This window comes from Sphingobium sp. 3R8, assembly GCF_020166615.1.
GTDB lineage: Bacteria > Pseudomonadota > Alphaproteobacteria > Sphingomonadales > Sphingomonadaceae > Sphingobium > Sphingobium bisphenolicum.
Window position 1 is genome coordinate 109,530 of record NZ_JAIQXR010000013.1, and the last position, 20,662, is coordinate 130,191.

Annotated in this window: 20 protein-coding genes; 10 read left to right on the top strand and 10 right to left on the bottom strand. The window is 66.0% G+C overall.

Features of this window, described 5'->3' with window-relative positions; all coding sequences use genetic code 11:
- Positions 1 to 18 precede the first annotated feature (18 nt).
- The 6 genes from K9B33_RS13750 to K9B33_RS13775 are packed head-to-tail and all read left to right on the top strand — an operon-like array spanning position 19 to position 6,240.
- Positions 19 to 1,665: a tetratricopeptide repeat protein gene (locus K9B33_RS13750; protein ID WP_224549580.1), complete on the top strand. Its 1,647-nt coding sequence runs from the start codon at positions 19 to 21 to the stop codon at positions 1,663 to 1,665.
- A complete protein-coding gene (locus K9B33_RS13755; protein WP_224549518.1) occupies positions 1,652 to 2,551 on the top strand; it encodes a 4-(cytidine 5'-diphospho)-2-C-methyl-D-erythritol kinase in 900 nt (299 codons plus the stop codon). The genes K9B33_RS13750 and K9B33_RS13755 overlap by 14 nt, the downstream gene beginning before the upstream one ends.
- Positions 2,548 to 3,264 carry an N-formylglutamate amidohydrolase gene (locus K9B33_RS13760; RefSeq protein WP_224549519.1) on the top strand — a complete coding sequence of 239 codons (717 nt, stop codon included), beginning with the start codon at positions 2,548 to 2,550 and terminating at the stop codon, positions 3,262 to 3,264. The genes K9B33_RS13755 and K9B33_RS13760 overlap by 4 nt, the downstream gene beginning before the upstream one ends.
- Positions 3,243 to 3,638: a hypothetical protein gene (locus tag K9B33_RS13765; RefSeq protein WP_224549520.1), complete on the top strand. Its 396-nt coding sequence runs from the start codon at positions 3,243 to 3,245 to the stop codon at positions 3,636 to 3,638. Before K9B33_RS13760 ends, K9B33_RS13765 begins: the two co-directional genes overlap by 22 nt.
- Positions 3,635 to 5,026, top strand: a complete 1,392-nt coding sequence (locus tag K9B33_RS13770; RefSeq protein ID WP_224549521.1) for an NAD(P)H-hydrate dehydratase — start codon at positions 3,635 to 3,637, stop codon at positions 5,024 to 5,026. The genes K9B33_RS13765 and K9B33_RS13770 overlap by 4 nt, the downstream gene beginning before the upstream one ends.
- Complete coding sequence (locus K9B33_RS13775) at positions 5,023 to 6,240, top strand: class I SAM-dependent RNA methyltransferase (RefSeq protein WP_224549522.1); 1,218 nt, start codon at positions 5,023 to 5,025, stop codon at positions 6,238 to 6,240. Before K9B33_RS13770 ends, K9B33_RS13775 begins: the two co-directional genes overlap by 4 nt.
- Before the next feature lie 110 nt (positions 6,241 to 6,350).
- Here K9B33_RS13775 and K9B33_RS13780 read toward each other — a convergent pair whose 3' ends face one another.
- The 6 genes from K9B33_RS13780 to K9B33_RS13805 all read right to left on the bottom strand — a co-directional run bounded on the left by K9B33_RS13780 (position 6,351) and on the right by K9B33_RS13805 (position 13,350).
- The gene (locus K9B33_RS13780) at positions 6,351 to 7,550 is read right to left on the bottom strand and encodes a type III PLP-dependent enzyme (RefSeq protein ID WP_224549523.1); all 1,200 of its coding nucleotides are present in this window, start codon (positions 7,548 to 7,550) and stop codon (positions 6,351 to 6,353) included.
- Between the two features lie 147 nt (positions 7,551 to 7,697).
- Entirely contained in the window at positions 7,698 to 8,870 is a 1,173-nt protein-coding gene (locus K9B33_RS13785; RefSeq protein ID WP_224549524.1) for a carboxynorspermidine decarboxylase, read from the bottom strand.
- A gap of 113 nt (positions 8,871 to 8,983) precedes the next feature.
- Positions 8,984 to 10,204 (bottom strand): saccharopine dehydrogenase family protein, encoded by a 1,221-nt coding sequence (locus tag K9B33_RS13790; RefSeq protein WP_224549525.1) that lies wholly within the window; start codon positions 10,202 to 10,204, stop codon positions 8,984 to 8,986.
- An 84-nt stretch (positions 10,205 to 10,288) separates the two neighbouring features.
- Positions 10,289 to 10,636, bottom strand: a complete 348-nt coding sequence (locus tag K9B33_RS13795; protein WP_224549527.1) for a GFA family protein — start codon at positions 10,634 to 10,636, stop codon at positions 10,289 to 10,291.
- Positions 10,637 to 10,664: 28 nt separating this feature from the next.
- A complete protein-coding gene (locus K9B33_RS13800) occupies positions 10,665 to 12,263 on the bottom strand; it encodes a cisplatin damage response ATP-dependent DNA ligase (RefSeq protein WP_224549529.1) in 1,599 nt (532 codons plus the stop codon).
- Positions 12,264 to 12,357: 94 nt separating this feature from the next.
- The gene (locus K9B33_RS13805; RefSeq protein ID WP_224549532.1) at positions 12,358 to 13,350 is read right to left on the bottom strand and encodes a ligase-associated DNA damage response exonuclease; all 993 of its coding nucleotides are present in this window, start codon (positions 13,348 to 13,350) and stop codon (positions 12,358 to 12,360) included.
- A 144-nt stretch (positions 13,351 to 13,494) separates the two neighbouring features.
- On the opposite strand from K9B33_RS13805, the gene K9B33_RS13810 reads away from it, so the two are divergent.
- Together K9B33_RS13810 and K9B33_RS13815 are read left to right on the top strand one after the other, a co-directional pair.
- Positions 13,495 to 14,745 carry a DUF3419 family protein gene (locus tag K9B33_RS13810; protein WP_224549534.1) on the top strand — a complete coding sequence of 417 codons (1,251 nt, stop codon included), beginning with the start codon at positions 13,495 to 13,497 and terminating at the stop codon, positions 14,743 to 14,745.
- Positions 14,742 to 15,386, top strand: a complete 645-nt coding sequence (locus tag K9B33_RS13815; protein ID WP_224549536.1) for a class I SAM-dependent methyltransferase — start codon at positions 14,742 to 14,744, stop codon at positions 15,384 to 15,386. The genes K9B33_RS13810 and K9B33_RS13815 overlap by 4 nt, the downstream gene beginning before the upstream one ends.
- Positions 15,387 to 15,407: 21 nt before the next feature.
- Here the strand turns inward: K9B33_RS13815 and hemA are convergent, their stop codons facing one another.
- The 3 genes from hemA to K9B33_RS13830 all read right to left on the bottom strand — a co-directional run bounded on the left by hemA (position 15,408) and on the right by K9B33_RS13830 (position 18,249).
- Positions 15,408 to 16,634 carry a 5-aminolevulinate synthase gene (gene hemA / locus K9B33_RS13820; protein ID WP_224549538.1) on the bottom strand — a complete coding sequence of 409 codons (1,227 nt, stop codon included), beginning with the start codon at positions 16,632 to 16,634 and terminating at the stop codon, positions 15,408 to 15,410.
- Positions 16,635 to 16,818: 184 nt separating this feature from the next.
- Entirely contained in the window at positions 16,819 to 17,622 is an 804-nt protein-coding gene (murI, locus tag K9B33_RS13825) for a glutamate racemase (RefSeq protein ID WP_224549540.1), read from the bottom strand.
- A 42-nt stretch (positions 17,623 to 17,664) separates the two neighbouring features.
- A complete protein-coding gene (locus K9B33_RS13830; protein ID WP_224549541.1) occupies positions 17,665 to 18,249 on the bottom strand; it encodes a hypothetical protein in 585 nt (194 codons plus the stop codon).
- 80 nt (positions 18,250 to 18,329) lie between these two features.
- Here K9B33_RS13830 and plsY point away from each other — a divergent pair, with 80 nt between their 5' ends.
- A complete protein-coding gene (gene plsY / locus K9B33_RS13835; RefSeq protein WP_224549543.1) occupies positions 18,330 to 18,938 on the top strand; it encodes a glycerol-3-phosphate 1-O-acyltransferase PlsY in 609 nt (202 codons plus the stop codon).
- A complete protein-coding gene (gene dprA, locus K9B33_RS13840) occupies positions 18,938 to 20,020 on the top strand; it encodes a DNA-processing protein DprA (RefSeq protein WP_224549545.1) in 1,083 nt (360 codons plus the stop codon). The genes plsY and dprA overlap by 1 nt, the downstream gene beginning before the upstream one ends.
- Positions 20,021 to 20,068: 48 nt before the next feature.
- Here dprA and K9B33_RS13845 read toward each other — a convergent pair whose 3' ends face one another.
- Positions 20,069 to 20,524 (bottom strand): PA2169 family four-helix-bundle protein, encoded by a 456-nt coding sequence (locus K9B33_RS13845; protein WP_224549547.1) that lies wholly within the window; start codon positions 20,522 to 20,524, stop codon positions 20,069 to 20,071.
- Between the last annotated feature and the right edge of the window lie 138 nt (positions 20,525 to 20,662).

Sequence of the window (20,662 nt, forward strand, 5' to 3'; positions counted from 1 at the left end):
CGCCTGACCCTGTTGCTGATGCTGACGACCCCGGCGGTGGTTCCGACCATGGCGGGGGCGTCGGTCGATCCCGCCATGGTGGGAAATGGCGCGCTCCATGCCTATGCGCGGGCGCGAATGGCGGACGGGGACGGTGCGCTGGGGCTGGCGGTCGCCAGCTATCGCGAGGCGCTGAAGCAAGACCCGGCGCGGATCGAGATCGCCCGGCGATCCTATGTGCAGGCGCTGGAGAGCGGCGACCGGTTGCTGGCGCGGCAGTCGGCCGCGTTGCTGGACCGGGCAGGGGCGCTGCCGCGCGACGGCACGCTGCTGCTGATCGGCGAGGCGCTGACGGCCAAGGATTGGGCCAGCGCGCGCGCATTGACCGACCGGATGCTGGAGGAAGGCAATTTCGCTTTCCTTACGCCCATCGTCCGTAGCTGGATATCGCTGGGCGAGGGGCAATATGCGCCGCCGGTGATCGACGGCAAGGATCGGTTCGCGGCGCTGGGTCTACGCTATGCCGATGAACATGCGGCGTTGCAGGCGCTGGCGCGCGGCGATCTGGCGACGGCGGCGCCAGCGACGCGGCGGGCGCTGGCCGTGCGCAGTGGCGATGGCGCGGCGTTGCGGCTCGCCTTTGCCGGGCAATTCGCGGCGCGGCGCGCGAAGGCGGAGGCCTTGACCCTGTTGCCGGTCGGCAGCGCCAGCTTCGCGCGGGCGCGCGCCGACATCGAAAAGGGCAAGGGGTTGAAGGCGGCGGGCGCGGCGACGACGCCGGCGCAGGGCTTTGCGCGCTTGCTGGCGCGGCTGGCGGTCGATGTGTCGTCCGATGGCAGCGGTTCGGCGCTGGGGTTGCGGCTGGCGCGGATCGCGACCTTCGCCGATCCCGACGGTCCGGAAATCCACATCGTGTCGGCCCGGTTGCTGACGGCGCAGGGCCATGCGGCGGGCGGCGTCGCCGAAGCGGGCAAGGTGCCGGCCAATGGCTGGTATGGCGCCCTCGCGCAGGCCGAACTGATCGACGCGCTGGCGGCGGCTGGCGACATGGATGGCGCGCTGGCGCTGGCCCGTGTGCAGGCGGCGGAGCCGGGCGCGGAGGCGGATCGGCAGGTGCGGCTGGGACGTTTATTGGCGCAGAAGCAGGATTTCGACGGTGCGGCGACGGCGTTCCGGGCGGCACAGGCCGGCTATGAAGGCGACCAGTTGCCCTGGACGCTGCTGCTGTTCGAGGGCAGCGCGCTGGAACAGGGCAAAAGATGGGACGAGGCGCGTGCGGTGCTGGAACGTGCGGCGAAGATCGCGCCCAATGAGCCGGTGATCCTCAACTATCTGGGCTATGCGCAAATCGAGCGGCGGCAGAATGTCGAGGCGGCGCTGGAATTGCTCAAAAAGGCGAGCGCGCTCAAGCCGCAGGATGCGTCGATCACCGACTCGCTGGGCTGGGCGCAGTTCGTGACCGGCAATGTCGATGCGGCGGTGCCGGTATTGGAGCGCGCGGCGGCGGCGGCGCCGACCGACAGCACGATCAACGAGCATCTGGGCGATGCTCTGTGGGTTGCGGGGCGGCGGTATGAGGCGCGTTACGCCTGGGCGGCCGCGTCGGTCTTTGCCGAGGGCGACGTCGCCACGCGGCTGGCGGCGAAGCGCAAGATGGGGATGAGGCCCGAATATGCCGCACCCTGACGGGAAAATGGACGCGCAGATCGGGCTGGTCGATGCGCCCGTCACCGAGATCGCCTATGCCAAGGTCAATGTCGCGCTGCATGTACGGGCGCGGCGGGACGATGGCTATCATGCTCTGGAGAGCCTGTTCGTCTTCGCGGAGCATGGCGACCGGTTGCAGGGACAGGCGACCGACGATGGCGCGATCGACCTGGCGATCGACGGGCCATTCGGGGCGGCGCTGGGCGCGGATGCGGACAATCTGGTGGTGCGGGCGGCGCGGGCGTTGCAGGCCTATCTGGGCGAGCAGCGCGGCGCGGCGATACGGCTGACCAAATATCTGCCGGTGGCGTCCGGTATCGGCGGCGGGTCGGCGGATGCGGCGGCCACGCTGCGGTTGCTGGCGCAATTGTGGGATGTGCGGATCGAGGCCGGGGAGCTGGCGGGGCTGGCGTTGGGCCTGGGATCGGACGTGCCGGCCTGTGTCGCCAGCGTGACGCAGATGGTCGGGGGGCGCGGCGAAAGGCTGGCGCGCCATGCCGTGGACGGGCTGGAGGGATGTCCGATGCTGCTGGTCAATCCCGGCGTCGGCGTGTCGACGGCGCAGATATTCGCCGGTTGGGACCGGGTGGATCGTGGTCCGCTCGACGGGTCCAGCCTGGAGGCGCTGCGCGACGGGGCGCGCAACGATCTGGAAGCGCCGGCGCTGGCGATCGCGCCGGTCATTGGCGATGTGCTGGCGATGTTGGCGGTGCAGGAGGATCTACTGCTGGCGCGGATGTCGGGATCGGGCGCGACCTGCTTTGCGCTGTTTCGTAGCGATCGCGCTCTGGCGGCGGCGGCGCAGGCGGTGCGGCAAGCCAATCCCGGTTGGTGGGTGATGGAAACGCGGATCAGGAGCGCATGAGCGAAGCTTATAATCAGATTGACGGCGGCGGACTGGATCTGCTGATCGTGGGCGATCATGCGTCAGCCCATGTGCCGGACGATATCGAACTGGGTATCGACCCGGCGTTGCTACGCGAACATATCGCGATCGACATCGGCGTGGCGGCAGTCAGCCGGTTGCTGGCCGGGCAGTTGGGCTGCACCGCGATATTGGGCGGCGTGTCGCGGCTGGTGATCGACCTCAACCGCGAGGAGGATGCGCCGGGCCTGCTGCCGGTGATGAGCGATGGCCATGCGATCCCCGGCAACCGCGATGCGGATCTGGCCGACCGGATGATGCGCTTTCACCATCCCTATCATCATCGGGTCGCGACGCTGCTGGAGGGCATGGGGTCGCCCTTCATCCTGTCGGTTCATAGTTTTACGCCCCTGCTGGCGAGCGATCCGGGGCAGCAGCGGCCATGGGATATCGGTGTGCTCTACAATCAGGACGATCGCGCCGGGCGGATCGCGATTCCCTTGCTGGAGGCGGCGGGGCTGAAGGTCGGCGACCAGTTGCCCTATGCCGGTACATTGCTCAATGCGACGATGAACCGCCATGCCGAAGCCAATGGCATCCCCTATCTGGGCGTGGAGATGCGGCAGGATCTGGTCGGTGATGCCGAGGGGCAGGCGCGCTTCGCGTCGATATTGGGGCCGGTGGTGCTGGCATGCAGGAGCCGATTGGCATGATATGGGGCGGCATAGCATTGACGGTGCTGGTGCTGCTGGCGGGCTGCGGTGGGGAGGCGCCCTCTTTCGGGAACCAGTCCGGTGCTGCGGCGGATGCGGCTCCGGTCGATGACGGCAAGGCGGATTGCGCGCTGGCGGGGTCGGGCGCGTGGGCGCGCAATTGCCTGGTCGAGCGCGTCGGCGCCATGTTGACGCTCCGGCATCCCGATGGTGGTTTCCGGCGCTTTCGCGTGCTGGCGGACGGGCGCGGGCTGGAGGCGGCCGATGGCGCGGAAACGGCGACGCTGAGCATATTGGACGACAAGCGGATAGAAGTCGTCACGGGCGACGATCGCTATCGGCTGCCGGCGCGGATCGCCGGTTCCGGGCGATGACCGGCGGGCCGATCCTGACGGCCGCGCAGATGCGCGCGGCGGAACAGGCGGCGTTCGATGTGGGCGTCGACGACTATGGATTGATGGAGACGGCGGGCGCGGCGGCGGCGGAGGTCATCTGGCGGGCCGGGCATAAGCGCGATGCGCTGATATTGTGCGGGCCGGGCAATAATGGCGGCGACGGCTATGTCATCGCGCGGATATTGCGCGTCCGAGGCCTGCCGGTGCGGGTAGCGGCCCTGGGCGAAAGCCGCACCGTGTCGGGCCAGCGCGCGCGGGCGGCATGGGGCGGACCGGTCGAGGATATGATGACCGCCGCGCCGGCGACGCAACTGGTCGATGCGCTGTTCGGCACCGGGCTGACGCGCGGGCTGGACGATGCCGTGGCGGCGCGGCTCTGTGCGCTGGTCGGCGCGGCGGCGGTCAGCCACGCCATCGACCTGCCGAGCGGGGTCGAGACCGATAGCGGCGCGATCCTGTCCGCTGTGCCACGTTTCGGCACCTGCATCGCGTTGGGCGCCTACAAACCTGCGCATCTGTTGCAACCGGCGGCGGGGCATAGCGGGCGATTGGTGCTGGCGGACATCGGCATAACGGTATCGAGCGCGGTGCATCGGTTGGGCGCGCCCATTCTTTCGGCGCCGGCGGCCGACGCGCATAAATATACGCGCGGCCTGGTGGCGGTGGTCGGTGGCGCGATGCCGGGCGCTAGCCTGCTGGCGAGCATCGCGGCGGCCCATTCCGGGGCGGGATCGGTGCGGCGCTTTGCTGTCGATCGACCGATCGTCGGCCCGCACGCCGTCGTCAATCGCCGGATCGAAGCGCCCGAGGGGATCGGCGAGGCGCTGGCGGACGAACGGATCGACGTCGTGCTGGTCGGGCCGGGACTGGGGCGGGACGCCGATGGCCGGGCGCGGCTGGCGGCGGCGATGGACTCTGGTCATGCCCTGGTGCTGGACGCCGATGCGCTGACCTTGCTGGGCGAAGAGGGCGCGCGCGCCATTCCTGCGGGCGCGATCCTGACGCCGCATGAGGGCGAATTTCAGCGGCTGTTCGGGGACTTGCCCGGCAGCAAGATCGATCGGGCGCGGGTCGCGGCACGACAATCGGATGCGGTCGTGGTGTATAAAGGCGCGGACAGCGTGGTCGCCGCGCCTGACCGGCGAGCAGCGGTAGCGACGGGCGCTTCGCCCTGGCTGTCGACAGCGGGGACCGGCGACGTGCTGGCGGGGCTGTGCGCCGGGCGGCTGGCGGCGACGGGCGATCCCTTTCGCGCGGCGTGCGAGGCGGTGTGGTTGCATGGCGAGGCGGCGCGGCGGGCCGGGCCGGCCTTTGTCGCGGATGATTTGCTTGACGCGCTGCCAGCGGCTATCGCCGCGCGATTGTGACAGACACCGACAACGCAACCGATTCCGGCACCATCATCCGCATCGCCGCCAAGGGCGACGGCATCACCGCCGACGGCCGCCATTTCCCGCTGACCGCGCCGGGCGATCGGATCGGCCCCGGCGGCTTGGTCATCGCCGGGCCGCATCATGTCGATCCGGCCTGCACCCATTTCCCGGCCTGTGGCGGTTGCCAGATCCAGCAACTGGACGAGGCGAGCTATGCCGCGTTCGTGACGGGGCGGGTGACTGGCGCGCTGGCGGGGCAGGGCGTGCTGCCTGTTACCGTGCTGCCGCCCCATATCTCCCCGCCGATGACGCGGCGGCGCGCGGCGTTGCGGGCCGCGCGGGCGGGCAAGCGCGTGACCATCGGCTTTGCCGAGGAGGGCAGCCACCGGCTGATCGACCTGGAGATGTGCGCGGTGCTCGATCCGCGGCTGTTCGCTCTGGTGGCGCCGCTGCGGGGGCTGCTGGCGACGATCCTGCCCGACAAACGGGCTGCGCATGTGAAGATGTCGCTGGTCGACCAGGGCGTCGACCTGCTGCTGGAGGGGGTGAAGGTCGAGGGGCTGGCGGCGGACGAGGCGCTGGGCGACTTTGCGCGGGCGCACGGGCTGGCGCGGCTGACCATCGATGAGGGCGATGGCGCGCAGACGCGATGGGAGCCGGAGGCGGCGACGATCAGCTTCGGCGGCGTGCCGGTGGGTTTTCCGCCCTTCGCCTTCCTGCAGGCGACGCCCGATGGCGAGGCGGCGCTGGTCGGCGCGGTGCGCGATGCGCTGCCGGACATGGGGGCGATCGCCGATCTGTTCGCCGGCCTTGGCACTTTTGCGCTGGCGCTGGGCGACGGGCGTCCGGTTTATGCCGGCGAGGGCGCGCGGGATGCGATCCTTTCGCTCAAGCTCGCGGCCGGGCGGGCGCAACGACGGTTGGCGGCAGATCATCGCGACCTGTTCCGGCGGCCGCTGACCCCCGAAGAGTTGAACCGCTTTGCCGCGGTCATCCTTGATCCGCCGCGGGCGGGCGCGCGGGAGCAGGTGTTGCAACTGGCGGCGTCGGCCGTGCCGGTTATCGCCTATGTGTCCTGCAATCCGGCAAGCTTCGCGCGCGATGCGGCGCATCTGACGGCGGCCGGCTATCGATTGGACAGCGTCAAGCCGGTGGGCCAGTTCCGCTGGACGACCCATGTCGAAATGGTCGGCATATTCCGCAGATAAGATAATCCCTCGCCGCTGGGGGGAAGCGGCGAGGGATTGGCAGTTTCTTTATGTCCCGGCTCGTGGTCGGCCAGGAACAGGCATCCTCTCCGGGGGAACCCGGAGTCGGTTTAGCCCAGCTTGATGACGTTTGCGCGACGGCGGACCGGCACGACTTCGGTGTAGAGGCTGGCCATCGGCTCGTCCTCCACCTCGATCGTGGCTTCCGACGTGAAGCCGTTGAAACCGGTCCGCATCGCCGCGCCATAGGCGCCGAGCATCCCGATTTCGATATAGTCGCCCACAGTCACGTCCGCCGGCAGCATGAACGGGCCGACCATATGGTCCATGTCGTCGCAGGTCGGGCCGTAGAAGGAGAAGGCGGTCAGTTCCTCCTCGCTCTCATCCTCCCGCAGTAGCGCGACGGGGAAGCGCCAGCCGATATGCGCGGCATCGAACAGCGCGCCATAAGCGCCGTCGGTGATGTAGAGTTCGGTGCCGCGACGGCGTTCGACCCGCACGATGATCGAGCTATATTCCGCCGACAGCGCGCGGCCGGGTTCGCACCACAATTCCGACGAATAGCTGACCGGCAGGCTTTCGAAGCCGCGGTGGATCGCTTCGAAATAATTTTCGAGCGCGACCGGCTCCATGCCCGGATAAATGGACGGGAAGCCGCCGCCGACATCGATGATGTCGACCGTGACGGCTGCGTCCACGATCGCGGCGCGGACCCGTTCGATCGCATCGCTATAGGCCTGCGGGCTCATCGCCTGGCTGCCGACATGGAAGCAGATGCCCAGCGCATCGGCGGCCTGACGCGTGGCCATCAGCAATTCGCGGGTTTCGCCCAGTTCCGCGCCGAATTTCGACGCGAGGGAGAGTTCGGAATGTTCGGACGACACGCGCAGACGCACGCACAGCTCCAGATCGGTCGCATCGTCGCAAGCGCGCATGATCTTTTCCAGCTCGTCGATCGTGTCGAGCGAGAAGGTGCGCACGCCGTAGCGATGATAGGCTTCCGCGATCGCTTCTTCGGCCTTGACCGGGTGCATGAAGCAGAGTTTGACACCCTCTTCGCCCGCCAGCGTTTCGGCGACCAGCCGCACTTCCGCGATCGACGCCACGTCAAAATGCGTGACACCATTGGCGAACAGCGTGCGGATCAGATCGGGTGACGGGTTCGCCTTGACCGCATAGAGCGAGCGACCCGGAAACTTCTCGACGAAGAATCGGGCGGCCCGAGCGGCGGCTTCGGGGCGAATCAGCGTTACCGGTGCTGCCGGTTTGAGGGTGGTCGCTACCCCCAGCGCGCTAGGATGCTTGTGCAATTCAAGGGACCTCCAGTGTAGTTCAGGGCGAAAAGCTGCCTTGCGGTGGAAGTCCCATGGGGCAGCGGACGGTCGATATATGCGGAGGGGTCCCCCCTGTAAAGCGCATGTGAAAATTTTGTTGCGCAGGAGGCTACGAAACGTGCGTTACGAGAGACGGGTCTTGAAATCGCTATAGGAAAAGGCGCGGATTTCCTTGAGTTCATCGGTTTCCGAGTGCCACAGCCAGATGGCTGGCAAGGGCACGCCGTTGAAGGTGTTGGTTTTCACCATCGAATAATGGGCCTGATCGAGGAAGGCGATGCGCGCGCCCGGCTCCGCGCCGCCGGGGACTCGATAGTCGCCGATGATGTCGCCCGCCAGGCAGGATGGGCCGCCGAGTCGGGTGACCGCGCCTTCGTCCGGCTCATGCAGCATGGCGGGGCGATAGGGCGCCTCGATCACGTCGGGCATATGGCAGGTGGCGCTGATGTCGGTGATGGCGACGGGCATCCCGTTGTCGATCACGTCGAGGATTTCGCCGATCAATATGCCCGCGTCCAGCGCCATAGCCTCGCCTGGCTCGATATAGAGGGTGAGGCCGGTCTGCGCTTTCACCTGTTGTAAGAAGGCGATGAGGTCGTCGATCTGGTAATCGGCGCGGGTGACATGGTGACCACCGCCGAAGTTCAGCCATTTGAGGCCGCCGACATGGGGCATGACATAGGGTTCGATCGCGGCCCAGGTGCGGGCCAGCGGCTCGAAATCCTGTTCGCAGAGATTGTGGACGTGCAGGCCGTCTACCCCCTCCAGATGCTCCGGCCGTAACTGGTTTACCGGTAAACCGAGGCGGCTGTGCGGCTGCGACGGGTCATATTTGGGCACTTCCCCTTCCGGGTGGAGAGGGTTGAGGCGCAGGCCGATGTCGAAGATGCGGCCGTCCGCGCGGGCGGCGTCGATCACGGGCTTGAGCCGCGCGATCTGGCCCGGGCTGTTGAAGATGACATGGTCGGAAATTTTGAGGATTTCGGCCAGATCGTCTGGCTTGTAGGCGGCGCAGTAGGTGGCGACCTCACCCTTATACTCCTCCCGACCGAGGCGGGCTTCGTAGATGCCCGATGCGCAGACGCCGTCGAGATATTCGCCCAGCACGCCCCCAAGCGACCACATGGAGAAGGCCTTGAGCGCGCCCAAGACCTTGATGCCGGCACGATCGCCTATGTCGCGCAGGACGGCAAGGTTCCGCCGCACCGCGGCCTCATCCACCACGAAGGCGGGCGAGGGGACGCGGTAGAGGTCGAAGCGGGCGAAGGCGGCGGGATCGCCGGCGCGGGTTTCCATGGGGTAATACTCCATCCTGCCGCGCCGTCACCCCGGCGAAAGCTGGGGTCTCACTTCTTTGTGGCGCCACAGAAGAAAAGAGAGATCCCAGCCTGCGCTGGGATGACACAGTTTTAGAAGGCCAGCGGCGCGTCCAGTTCCTTCACCTGCCAGGGCAGGCCATGCTTGTTGAGCATGTCCATGAAGGGATCGGGATCGAACTGTTCGATGTTGAACACGCCGCCATTTTCGCCTTCCGGGGCTTTCCACGCCCCGGTCAGCATCAGGGCCGCGCCGATCATCGCGGGCACGCCGGTTGTGTAGCTGACCGCCTGATTGCCGGTTTCGGCATAGGCGTCTTCATGGTCGCAGACCTGATAGACATAGACGGTCTTTTGCTGACCGTCCTTCTCGCCCGTCGCAATATCGCCGATATTGGTCTTGCCCTTGGTGGTGGAACCCAGGCTGGACGGTTCGGGCAGCACGGCCTTGAGGAACTGGAGCGGGATGATCTCCTGGCCATTGTAGATGACCGGGTCGATCCGGGTCATGCCGACATTCTGGAGCACTTCGAGATGCTTGAGATAGGCGTCGCCGAAGGTCATCCAGAAACGGATGCGTTTGATTTCGGGGTAGAATTTGGCGAGGCTTTCGAGTTCCTCATGATACATGAGGTACATGTTCTTTTCGCCGACCTGGTCGAAATCGAACGCCTGTTTGTGGCTGAGCGCCGGTCCTTCGACCCATTCGCCATTGGCCCAGTGACGCGACGGGGCGGTCACTTCGCGGATGTTGATTTCCGGATTGAAGTTGGTGGCGAAATGCTGGCCATGGTCGCCGCCATTGCAGTCGAGAATGTCGAGCGTGTCGATCCGGTCGAGCAGATGCTTCTTGATGTAGGACGCGAAGACGCTGGTGACGCCGGGGTCGAAGCCAGACCCCAGCAGCGCCGTGATACCGGCTTCCTTGAAGCGGTCCTGATAGGCCCACTGCCAGCTATATTCGAACTTGGGCGTGTCGCGCGGTTCGTAATTGGCGGTGTCGAGATAGTCGGTCTTCGTGGCCAGGCAGGCGTCCATGATTGCCAGATCCTGATAGGGCAGGGCCAGGTTCACGACCAGCTTGGGCTGCACCTTCTGGATGAGGGCGATGGTTTCCTCGACATTATCGGCATCGACCTGCGCCACGTCGATGGTCACGCCGGTGCGCGCCAGAACCGATTCGGCGACCTTCTCGCAACTGACGAGGCGCCGGCTGGCGAGCGTGATATGGCTGAAAATATCAGGGTTCATCGCCATCTTGTGGACCGCGACAGACCCGACGCCGCCCGCGCCGATGACCAGAACCTTGCTCAATTCAACTGCTCCATCACTATGGTCGCGCCCGACGCGCGAAAGCGCCCATATAGGGGCGTCACGTGACAGCGCAAAGTCAGACTGTCAGAAGCTGGCGCCGTCGACCTTGTTGATCGTCAATGCGTCGATGTCGACCGACGGCACGCAGCGCAGGTTGATCGCGCGCATCTCACCCTGCGGCGACTTGCCGAGCGCGAACGCTTCCGTGCCGCAGGTCTTGCAGAATTGATGCGTGATCGCGTGCTGGTAGAAGAGATAGTCGTTCAGTTCGTCCGCGCCGCTATCGAGCGTGAACCGATCCGCCGGCACGAAGGTCAGGACGAAGCCCTTGCGACTGCAATGGGAACAGTTGCAGGTCATGGCTTCGGTGGGCGCGTCCGCCGCGACGCTGAAGGTCACGGCGCCGCAATGGCAGCTTCCGGTATAGGGCATATCCGTTCTCCTTTTGATCCATCCTGCGCTAACTCACCAGCTTCTTCAACCCCTCCACCGTGTCGGCTTCCTGCGCGGGCTTATCCTTGCGGATGCGGGCGATCCGGGGGAAGCGCATGGCGAGGCCGGATTTATGGCGCTTGCTGTCATGGATCGAGTCGAACGCGACTTCCAGCACCAGCGTCTTTTCGACCTCCCGCACCGGGCCGAAACGGGCGACCGTATTCTGGCGGACGAAGCGGTCGAGCCATTTCAGTTCCTCGTCGGTGAAGCCGCTATAGGCCTTGCCCACCGGCAGCAATTCGCCATCCGGGGTCCAGCAGCCGAACGTATAGTCCGAATAGAAGGAGGAGCGTTTGCCGTGGCCGCGCTGGGCGTACATCATGACGCAGTCGGCGGTCAGCGGATCGCGCTTCCATTTATACCAGAGCGCGGCCTTGCGCCCGGCGACATAGGGGCTGTCGCGGCGCTTGAGCATGACCCCTTCGATCGCAGCGTCGCGGGCGCCGGCGCGGATATCGGCCAGCGCTTCGAAATCGGTGGCATCGATGACGGCGGACAGGTCGAAGCGGTTCGGGTCGAGGCCGGGCATGAAGGCTTCCAGCCGGGCGCGGCGGTCGGTCCATGGCAAAGTCCGTAGATCGGTGTCGCCGTCGATCAGCAGGTCGTAGAGGCGAACGAAGGCGGGATAATCTTCCATCATCCTGGCGCTGACCGCCTTGCGGCCGAGGCGCTGTTGCAGGGCGTTGAAGCTGGCCGCGGCACCGCCATGTTCGGCGGCGCCCTGGACCTCCCCCTTTACCAAAAGTTCGCCGTCGAGGACGGCGTGGCCCGTGAAGGCGGCGGCGATTTCCGGGAAGCTGCCGGAAATATCGTCGCCAGCGCGGCTGTAGAGACGTGTTTCGCCCCCGGTGCCGACGATCTGGATACGGATGCCGTCCCATTTCCATTCGGCGGCGTAGTCGGTGAGGTCGACGCTGTCGGCCTCCAGCGGATGGGCGAGCATGAAGGGACGGAAATAGGGCGTGCCTTCCGGGTCCGGGCGGCCGGTGCGGCCCTCCGCCCAGTCGAACAGGGCCGTATAGGGCGGGGCGAGGGCGTGCCACACCTGTTCGACATCGTCGACGTCGAGGTCGAAGCCCTGGGCGAAGCCGGTTTTGGCGAGGCGGGCGGAGATACCGACGCGCAGGCCGCCGGTCGCGAGCTTGAGCAGCGCAAAGCGGCCCGAGGAGTCGAGATGATCCATCATCTGCGCCAGGGTGTCGGGCGCGGCGGCGCGGCTGACACCATGGAGGCGATCAATCACGGCGGACAGGCTGAGCGAGCCGTCGTCCAGTTCGGCGGGCTGGTCGTCCCGTTTGGGCCAGAGCAGGGCGACGGTTTCGGCAAGGTCGCCGACATAGTCGCGGCTCATTTCATAGAGGACGGGGTCGGTACGGGCGCGGATCATCTCGCCGATGGCGGAGGATTTGACGGCCTTGAGATCGAGATTGCCCGTCAGCGCGGCGAGCGCCCAGCCGCGATCGGGATCGGGCGCGTCGCGCATATAGGCGGCGATCAGGTCCAGCTTGCCGTTGCGGGAACGGGTGTAGACCAGACCGTCGAGGAGTTGGGAGAATTGCCTCATTATTCTGCCCCCGTTCGGTTCGAGCCCGTCGAGAACCGTTGCGTGAGGGTTGTCGACAGGCTCGAACCGAACGGATGTGGGGTGTGCGATCGCATCACCCCTCATCCTCATCTTCGCGGCCGACCAGCGCCAGGGCGCGGGCGCGAATCTGGTGGGTCATGCACCAGTGCAGAAGGGCTTCTTCGCGGCCATGGGTGATCCAGGTTTCGCTCGGCGCGACTTCGCGTATCGTATCCGTCAGTTCGTCCCAGTCGGCATGGTCTGAAATGACCAGCGGCAGTTCGACATTCTTCTGCCGCGCCCGCTGGCGCACCCGCATCCAGCCCGACGCCATGGCGGTGATCGGATCGGGCAAACGGCGGCTCCAGCGATCGTTGAGCGCGGACGGCGGCGACAGGATGATGTGGCCGCGCATTTCCTTTGCGAGCACCCCGGTCGCGGGGCGCAGTTCGCCCATGGCGACGCCGAACTCTTCGTAGAGGGCGCACATCCGTTCCATCGCGCCATGGATGTAGATGGGGTCGTGATGGCCGCGCGCGCGCAGTTCGCAGATGACCCGCTGCGCCTTGCCCAGCGCATAGGCACCGACCAGCACGCAGCGATCCGGGTTGGCGTGGAGCGCGGCGAGCAGCCGGTCCATCTCGCTGCCGGTATCGGGGTGGCGGAAGACGGGGAGGCCGAAGGTCGCTTCGGTCACGAAGATGTCGCAGGGCACCGGCTCGAACGGCAGGCAGGTCGGATCGGGGCGACGCTTGTAATCGCCGGTCACCACCACCCGCTCGCCGCCATGCTCCAGCACGATCTGGGCCGATCCCAGCACATGACCGGCGGGGACGTAGCATATGGTGACGCCGCCCATGCGCACTTCTTCGCCATAGCCGACCGCTGTGCCGCTGGCGGTGCCATAGCGCAGAGCCATGATCGCCAGCGTCTCCCGCGTGGCCCAGACATGGCCGTGGCCGCCACGCGCATGATCGGCATGGCCGTGGGTCACCAGCGCCCGTTCCTGCGGTAGCGACGGATCGATCCATGCGTCGGCAGGACGGACATAGATGCCGGTCGGGTGGGGTTCGATCCAATGGGCCATAGCTGCACAAGATGGGAGAGGGCGCCCCGGTTCCGCAAGGCGACTTCCCGAAAGGCCGTCATCATGGCGTAACCCGTACGTCATGCGGGCGACATGCCATTGCCCTATCCGCGCCGGAACGACCCGGCAGCGAGGAGTGCAGCCATGGCAGCGACAGCGGATCAGACTGGTCATCAGAAAAAGACTGGCCATCGGAAAATCACCAGCGCGGTGCATCGCCACCGGCATCTGTCGAAGCAGGGGCTGCTGGAGCGCGCCTTCACCTTCGCTTTTCGCGGTCTGGTTTATGCCCAGATATGGGAAGACCCGGCGGTGGACATGGAGGCGCTGGCGATCACGCCCGATAGCCATGTCGTGACGATCGCGTCGGGCGGCTGCAATGTGCTGAGCTATCTGACCGCCGATCCGGCGAAGATCACGGCGGTCGATCTCAACACCGCGCATATCGCGCTCAACCGGCTGAAGCTGATGGCGGCGCAGCGCCTGCCCGACCATGCGGCCTTCCACCGCTTTTTCGCTCAGGCGGACAATAAGGCCAATATCGCCGCCTATCGCGACGTCGTGGCGCCGCAACTGGACGAGGCGACCCGGCGTTACTGGGAAGGGCGCGACCTGATCGGGCGGCGGCGGATCGGCGGTTTCGCGCGCGGTATCTACAAACATGGCCTGCTCGGCCGCTTCATCGGCGCGGCGCATCTGCTGGCGCGGCTGCATGGCGTCAATCCCAAGCGGATGCTGGATGCCCAGAGCCGCGAAGAGCAGCGCGAAATCTTCGAGCGGGAACTGGCGCCGATCTTCGACAAGGGGTTCGTGCGCTGGCTGACCAGCCAGCCGGCGTCGCTCTTTGGCCTCGGCATCCCGCCCGCCCAGTTCGAGGCGCTGGCCGGCGACGACCGGATGGACAATGTGCTGAAGGCACGGCTGAAGAAACTGGCCTGCGACTTCGACATGAAGGATAATTATTTCGCGGTGCAGGCTTTTGGCCGGGGGTATGACGGTGGCGAGGGGCCGTTGCCCCCCTATCTGCAAGCCGCGAACCATGAGGCGGTGCGGACGCGGGCCGGGCGGGTCGATGTGCGCCATGTCAATTTCACCGACTTCCTCGCCAGCCAGCCGGCAGCTTCGTGCGATCGCTATATCCTGCTCGACGCGCAGGACTGGATGGACGACGATCAATTGAACGCGCTCTGGGCGCAGATCACCCGGACGGCCAAGCCCGGCGCGCGCGTCCTGTTCCGCACCGCCGGCGAACCGAGCATATTGCCGGGGCGGGTCGCCGAGGATGTGCTGGATCGCTGGGATTATCGGGCGGACGAGTCGCTCGACTATACCGCGCGCGACCGGTCGGCCATCTATGGCGGCGTCCATCTCTATGTGCTGAAGCCAAGCCTGTGAGCGATCATGGCGGGCTGATGGACGCGGTCTATCGCTACCAGCGGCATATCTACGACCTGACGCGCAAATATTATCTGCTGGGGCGCGATGGGCTGATCGCCGATCTTGCGCCGCCGCCGGGCGGGTCCGTGCTGGAGATTGGCTGCGGCACCGGGCGCAACCTGATCGCAGTGGGCAAGGCCTGGCCGGGCACGCGGCTTTATGGCGTCGACATCAGCGAGGCGATGCTGGAGACGGCACGGGCGGGCGTGGCGAAGGCCGGGTTGGCGGATCGGGTGACGCTGGCGCAGGGGGACGCCTGTGGGTTCGATGGGGAAGCACTGTTCGGGCGGGCCGGCTTCGATCGCGTGTTCATCAGCTATGCGCTGTCGATGATCCCGGACTGGGAAGAGGCGCTGACGCAGGCGGTGCGCTGCGTGGCGCCCGGCGGCAAGCTGGAGATTGTGGATTTCGGGCAGCAGGACGAATTGCCGATGCTGTGGAAACGCACCCTATTTGGCTGGCTGGCGCAATTCCATGTGTCGCCGCGGGCCGATCTGGCACCGGCGGTCCAGCGGACGGCGCTAGCTGTGGGCGGCTTGCCTAATTGCCGATCGCTCTATCGCGGATATGCGTTGCGCGCCGGCATGATGCGCCCCTGACCGAATCCTGGTCGCCTGGATTCAGGCCGCCCGACGCTCGGTCTTTTCCAGTTCCAGACGGTCCCAGATTTCGGCGAGCGCCGACACCAGATCGCGCATCATCGCTTCGTCATGGGCCGGGCCGGGCGTGAAGCGCAGGCGTTCGGTGCCGCGCGGGACGGTGGGATAGTTGATCGGCTGCACATAGGCGCCATATTCGGCGAGCAATATGTCGCTGATCCGCTTGGCCTTGACCGGGTCGCCGACCATCAGCGGAACGATATGCGTGACCGAGGGCATGACGGGCAGGCCCGCTTCCGCCATCAGGCGCTTGAGCAGAGCGGCGGACGCCTGCTGGCCTTCGCGTTCTTCGCTTGACGCCTTCAGATGCCGCACGCTGGCCAACACGCCCGCGACCAATACGGGCGAGAGCGAGGTGGTGAAGATGAAGCCGGGCGCATAGCTGCGGATCACGTCGACGATCATCTGGTCGGCCGCGATATAGCCGCCCATCACGCCGAACGCTTTGCCCAGCGTGCCTTCGATGATGGTCAAGCGATTGGCGACATCGTCGCGTTCCGAAATGCCGCCACCGCGCGCGCCATACATGCCCACGGCATGGACCTCGTCCAGATAGGTGAGCGCATTATACTCGTCGGCCAGGTCGCAGATCGCCGCGATCGGCGCCACGTCGCCGTCCATCGAATAGACGCTTTCGAAGGCGATCAGCTTGGGCGCTTCGGGGTCTTCGGCGGCCAGCAACTCACGCAGATGATCGACGTCATTATGACGGAAGACCCGCTTTTCGCAGCCCGAATTGCGGATGCCCGCGATCATCGAGGCGTGGTTCAGTTCGTCGGAGAAGATGATGCAGCCGGGCAGAAGCTTGGCGAGGGTGGAGAGCGTCGCTTCGTTCGAGACATAGCCCGAAGTGAAGAGCAGCGCCGCTTCCTTGCCGTGCAGGTCGGCCAGTTCGCCTTCCAGATCGATATGATAATGGGTGTTGCCGCCGATATTGCGGGTGCCGCCGGAACCGGCGCCGACATCGTGCAGCGCCTCTTCCATCGCGGCGACGACCTTGGGATGCTGGCCCATGGCGAGATAGTCGTTGGAACACCAGACGGTGATCGGCTTGGGGCCGTTATGGCCGTGGAAGCAGCGGGCGTTGGGATAAGACCCGCGATTGCGCAGGATATCGATGAACACACGATAGCGACCTTCTTCGTGGAGACGGTCGATCGCCTGCGAAAAGATATGTTTGTAGTTCACTACGCTTCTTCCCGTTTGCCCGCGCGCCTTTGCGTGTCGCTGCGCATCCTCTTCCCACGCTGCCGCGTTTAACCGCGCGACCTCGTCATTACCAGCGATAACCGCTCGCAATGTAAGCAGATAGGTGTCTCAATATAGCGATCACAGTGATCGGCCATTGGACAAATGGCCTACCCCCTCCGGATCAAAGGGCGTCCAGCCGTTCGAGGCCATAACCGGCCAGAGCCGGGCGCAACGCGTCGACCTTTGCATCGACCCGCGTGAACACCGCAACACCAGGCGTCGCTTTCGTGGGCCATGGCTGGTCCTGGGTCAGAAAAGCGATTCGCCGGGCGATGCCTTCGCCGCCATGGACGAAGCCCATCGGATGCGGGGCGGCGGCGGCGAGTTCCCGTTCCACCAGCGGGAAATGGGTGCAGGCGAGGACCACCATATCCATCCGGTCGCCGCCGGGCTGATCAAGCAGGCCTGCCAATGCGTCCCGCGCGACTTGAGGATCGAGCGTTTCGCCGCGCAGCTTGGCTTCGGCCAGTTGCACCAGCGCCGCCGAGCCATGACGCAACATGACGCAGTCCGCGCCATGTTCGGCCGCGAGCCGGTCGACATAGGGCTGGCGCACGGTGGCGTCGGTGCCGAGCACGCCGAAGACGCGGCTTTTGGAGAGAAGGGCGGCGGGCTTGATCGCCGGGACGGTGCCGACGACCGGAATGTCCAGCGCGGCGCGGACATGCTGGAGCGCGATGGTGGAGGCGGTGTTGCAGGCGATGACAGCGAGGCGCGGGCGGTAACGTTCGACGAGGCGCCCGAGCAGGGCGGGTACGCGCGCGGCGATTTCCGCCTCGCTCTTGGTCCCATAGGGGAAACCGGCGCTGTCGGCGGCGTAAACGATCGGCGCGGTTGGTATCGCCGCGCGCGCCGGGGCGAGGATGGACAGGCCCCCTACGCCGGAATCGAAGAAGAGGATGGGAGCGTCAGGGGCGACCGTCATGGCCGCTGTGTCGCGGCAGGAGGCGGAGGTGTCAACGGGGGTTCAGTTCGCCGAGGCGGGCATGTCGTCCAGCAATTGGCGCAACGCGGCGATCCAGGCGTCATAATGCGCCTTGTCCGCCGCGTCGGTGGAGACGCGCAGCAGGTCCAGGTCGCCGCGCAGTTGCTCGATCCGCTTGACCGCCAGGTCATGTTTCACGCCGTCGATCTTCGTCTTGAGCTGGTCGACTTCCTCAAATGCCTTGGTCTGTTGCCAGTCCGGCTGCTGTTTTACCAGCAGATCGACGGCATCGAGCAATTTGCCGATCTGCCGGCCATAGCTTTCCTGCGCCAGTATCGCCTGTTCGGTCTGGGGCGCGCTGCTATTGCTTTCGTTGATCGTCACATTGCCGAACGACCAGCCCGAATTGATCGATTGCCATAATTTCTGCGGGGCCAGCGCCATGCTGGTCCAGGAGCGGGTGAAAGCGTCGAGCGGCGTGTCGGTCATGGGCGGCTCCGGCAGGTCTTGCGTTACGGTAAGGCCATGACGGCGCAAATCAAGCCTTTGGGCATTGCCCCGCGCGCCTGTCACGCTATGGTCGCGGGCAACATTTAGAGCATGGGAGCCGATTGCATCGGCGCTCATGCTCCGGTCTTTTGATTTAATGCGTTTTCCGAGTCAGCAGATGTTCCACCTGCTTTGAAAACGCTTTATCGGCGAATTTCATGACACCTCCCTGGCTTCTTCCCGCATTCGTCCTGCTCCTGGGCTATCTGCTCGGTTCGATCCCCTTTGGCCTGCTGCTGACGCGCTTCACCGGCGCGGGTGACCTGCGGCAGATCGGATCGGGCAATATCGGCGCGACCAATGTGCTGCGCACCGGGCGCAAGGGGCTTGCGGCGGCGACCTTGCTGCTCGATCTGCTCAAGGGCGCGGCGGCGGTGCTGGTCGGCGCGGCGCTGGTCGATGGCGGCGGGCCGATGGCGGGGGCGATGGCCTTTATCGGCCATTGCTATCCGGTCTGGCTGCGCTTCGCCGGGGGCAAGGGCGTGGCGACGATGATGGGCGTGGTGACCGCGATATTCTGGCCGGCCGGGTGCATTTTCGCGGCGGTATGGCTGGCGGCGCTGTTCGGGACGAAATGGTCTTCGGTCGGCGGCATGGCGGCGGCGATCAGCGCGCCGGTCGCCATGTGGGCGTTCGGACGGATCGACCTGGTGCCGGTTGCGCTCGCGCTGGGCCTGATCGTGCTATGGCGGCACCGCGCCAATATCGCGCGGCTTGCCAAGGGCGAGGAACCCAAGATCGGCGGATCCAAGGGTACTTCCGCCTGATGCGTGAGCGGGAGCGGTTCGACCGGCTGCGGCTCATCCGCTCTCCCCGGATCGGGCCGGTCAGCTATCGGCAACTGCTCGCCCGCTTCGGGACGGCCGGGGAAGCGTTGCGCGCCATTCCCGATCTTGCGGCGCGTGGCGGCGGGCGCGCGAGCGTGGCCGATGCGGGGGCGGTGGAGAAGGAGATTGCGCAGAGCCGGGCGCTGGGCGCGCGCTATCTGCTGATGGGCGATCCCGACTATCCCGTCCTGCTCGACCAGTTCGAGGGTGCGCCGCCTGCGCTGATCCTGCGTGGGGATACGGCGCTGGCGAGCGGGCAATGCATCGCCATGGTCGGCGCGCGCAATGCGTCTGCCGCCGCCTGCCGTTTCGCGCGCACGCTGGCGCAGGATCTGGGACAGCGTGGCGCGGTGGTGGTGTCCGGGCTGGCGCGGGGGATCGATACGGAGGCGCATCGCGGATCGATCGGCAACGGCACGATCGGCGTCATCGCCAGCGGTATCGATATCGCCTTTCTGCCCGAGAACCGGGACTTGCAGGAACAGGTCGCGACCGAAGGGCTGCTGATCACCGAACATCCGCCCGGCGTCCAGCCGCTGGCGCGCCATTTCCCGGCACGTAACCGGATCATCGCGGGGCTGGCGCTAGGGACGGTGGTGGTGGAAGCGGCGCCCAGGTCGGGGTCGTTGATCACCGCCCGGCTGGCCGGAGAGGCGGGGCGCGAGGTGATGGCAGTGCCGGGATCGCCGCTCGATCCGCGCGCGCAGGGATGCAATCAACTCATTCGCGAGGGCGCGATCCTGATCCAGAACGCCGCCGATGTGCTGGAAGCGGTAGGCAGCATCGACCCGCGCATGGTGCGGCAGGGGAGTTTCGACTTCATCGGCGAACCTGTGTCGAGTGATGTCGCGGCGCAGGAGCGGGCGATGGTAATCGCGCTGCTGGGACCGGTGGCGGTGCCGATCGATGAATTGATCCGGCAGTCGGGCCTGTCGCCTGCGGTGGTGCAGACGGTGCTGCTGGAACTGGAACTGGCAGGCATGTTGGAGCGGCACGCGGGCGGCCGGGTGAGCCTGCAGTGAGGCATGGCGGCGAAGGTGTTGTCGCCCCCGCCGCCCGTTGCGCCGCGATTAATGCTGAATGCTGTGCTTTATGTCCCGCATCTCGTCATGGCCCTGCTTCACCGACACATAGCTTTGCTCGATCACGGCGCGCACGGCAGGGGAAAGATCGCTATCTGCGATCGCATCTTCATATTTGGCCTTGATATGATCCTCGCCGGCTTCGACCTCGTTGATGATCGCCTTGTCATCCTTGCCGGTCAGGGTCGCCTTCAGGTTGAGGAACAGGCGGTGTGCGCCGGCCAGGATCGTGCCGTCATCTTCCGGGTTGCCGCCAAGGGTGCGCACTTCCTGCTGGAGACGGGTGACGATCTGGCGGCGTTCTGCGGCGCGGCTGGTAAAGAGCGCGGTGAAGCGACCATGATCGCTGTCCTTCGCCGCTTCGGTATAGCCATCCGCACTGTCGAGCGTGGTGGCGATCAGGCCGTTGAGCGTGGAAATGTCATGGCTGTTGGAATCGGACATCGTCATTCCTGTCTAGATAAGGGATTTCGCCGGTCTGGGAGTTCCTGCGATAGGGCTAGAACCCTGGGCAGCAGTAAAAGTCGCATGGGTCGCGACCGCCTTGATGTGCATCAGTGGGATAGTTGGGTCTGGGCCGTT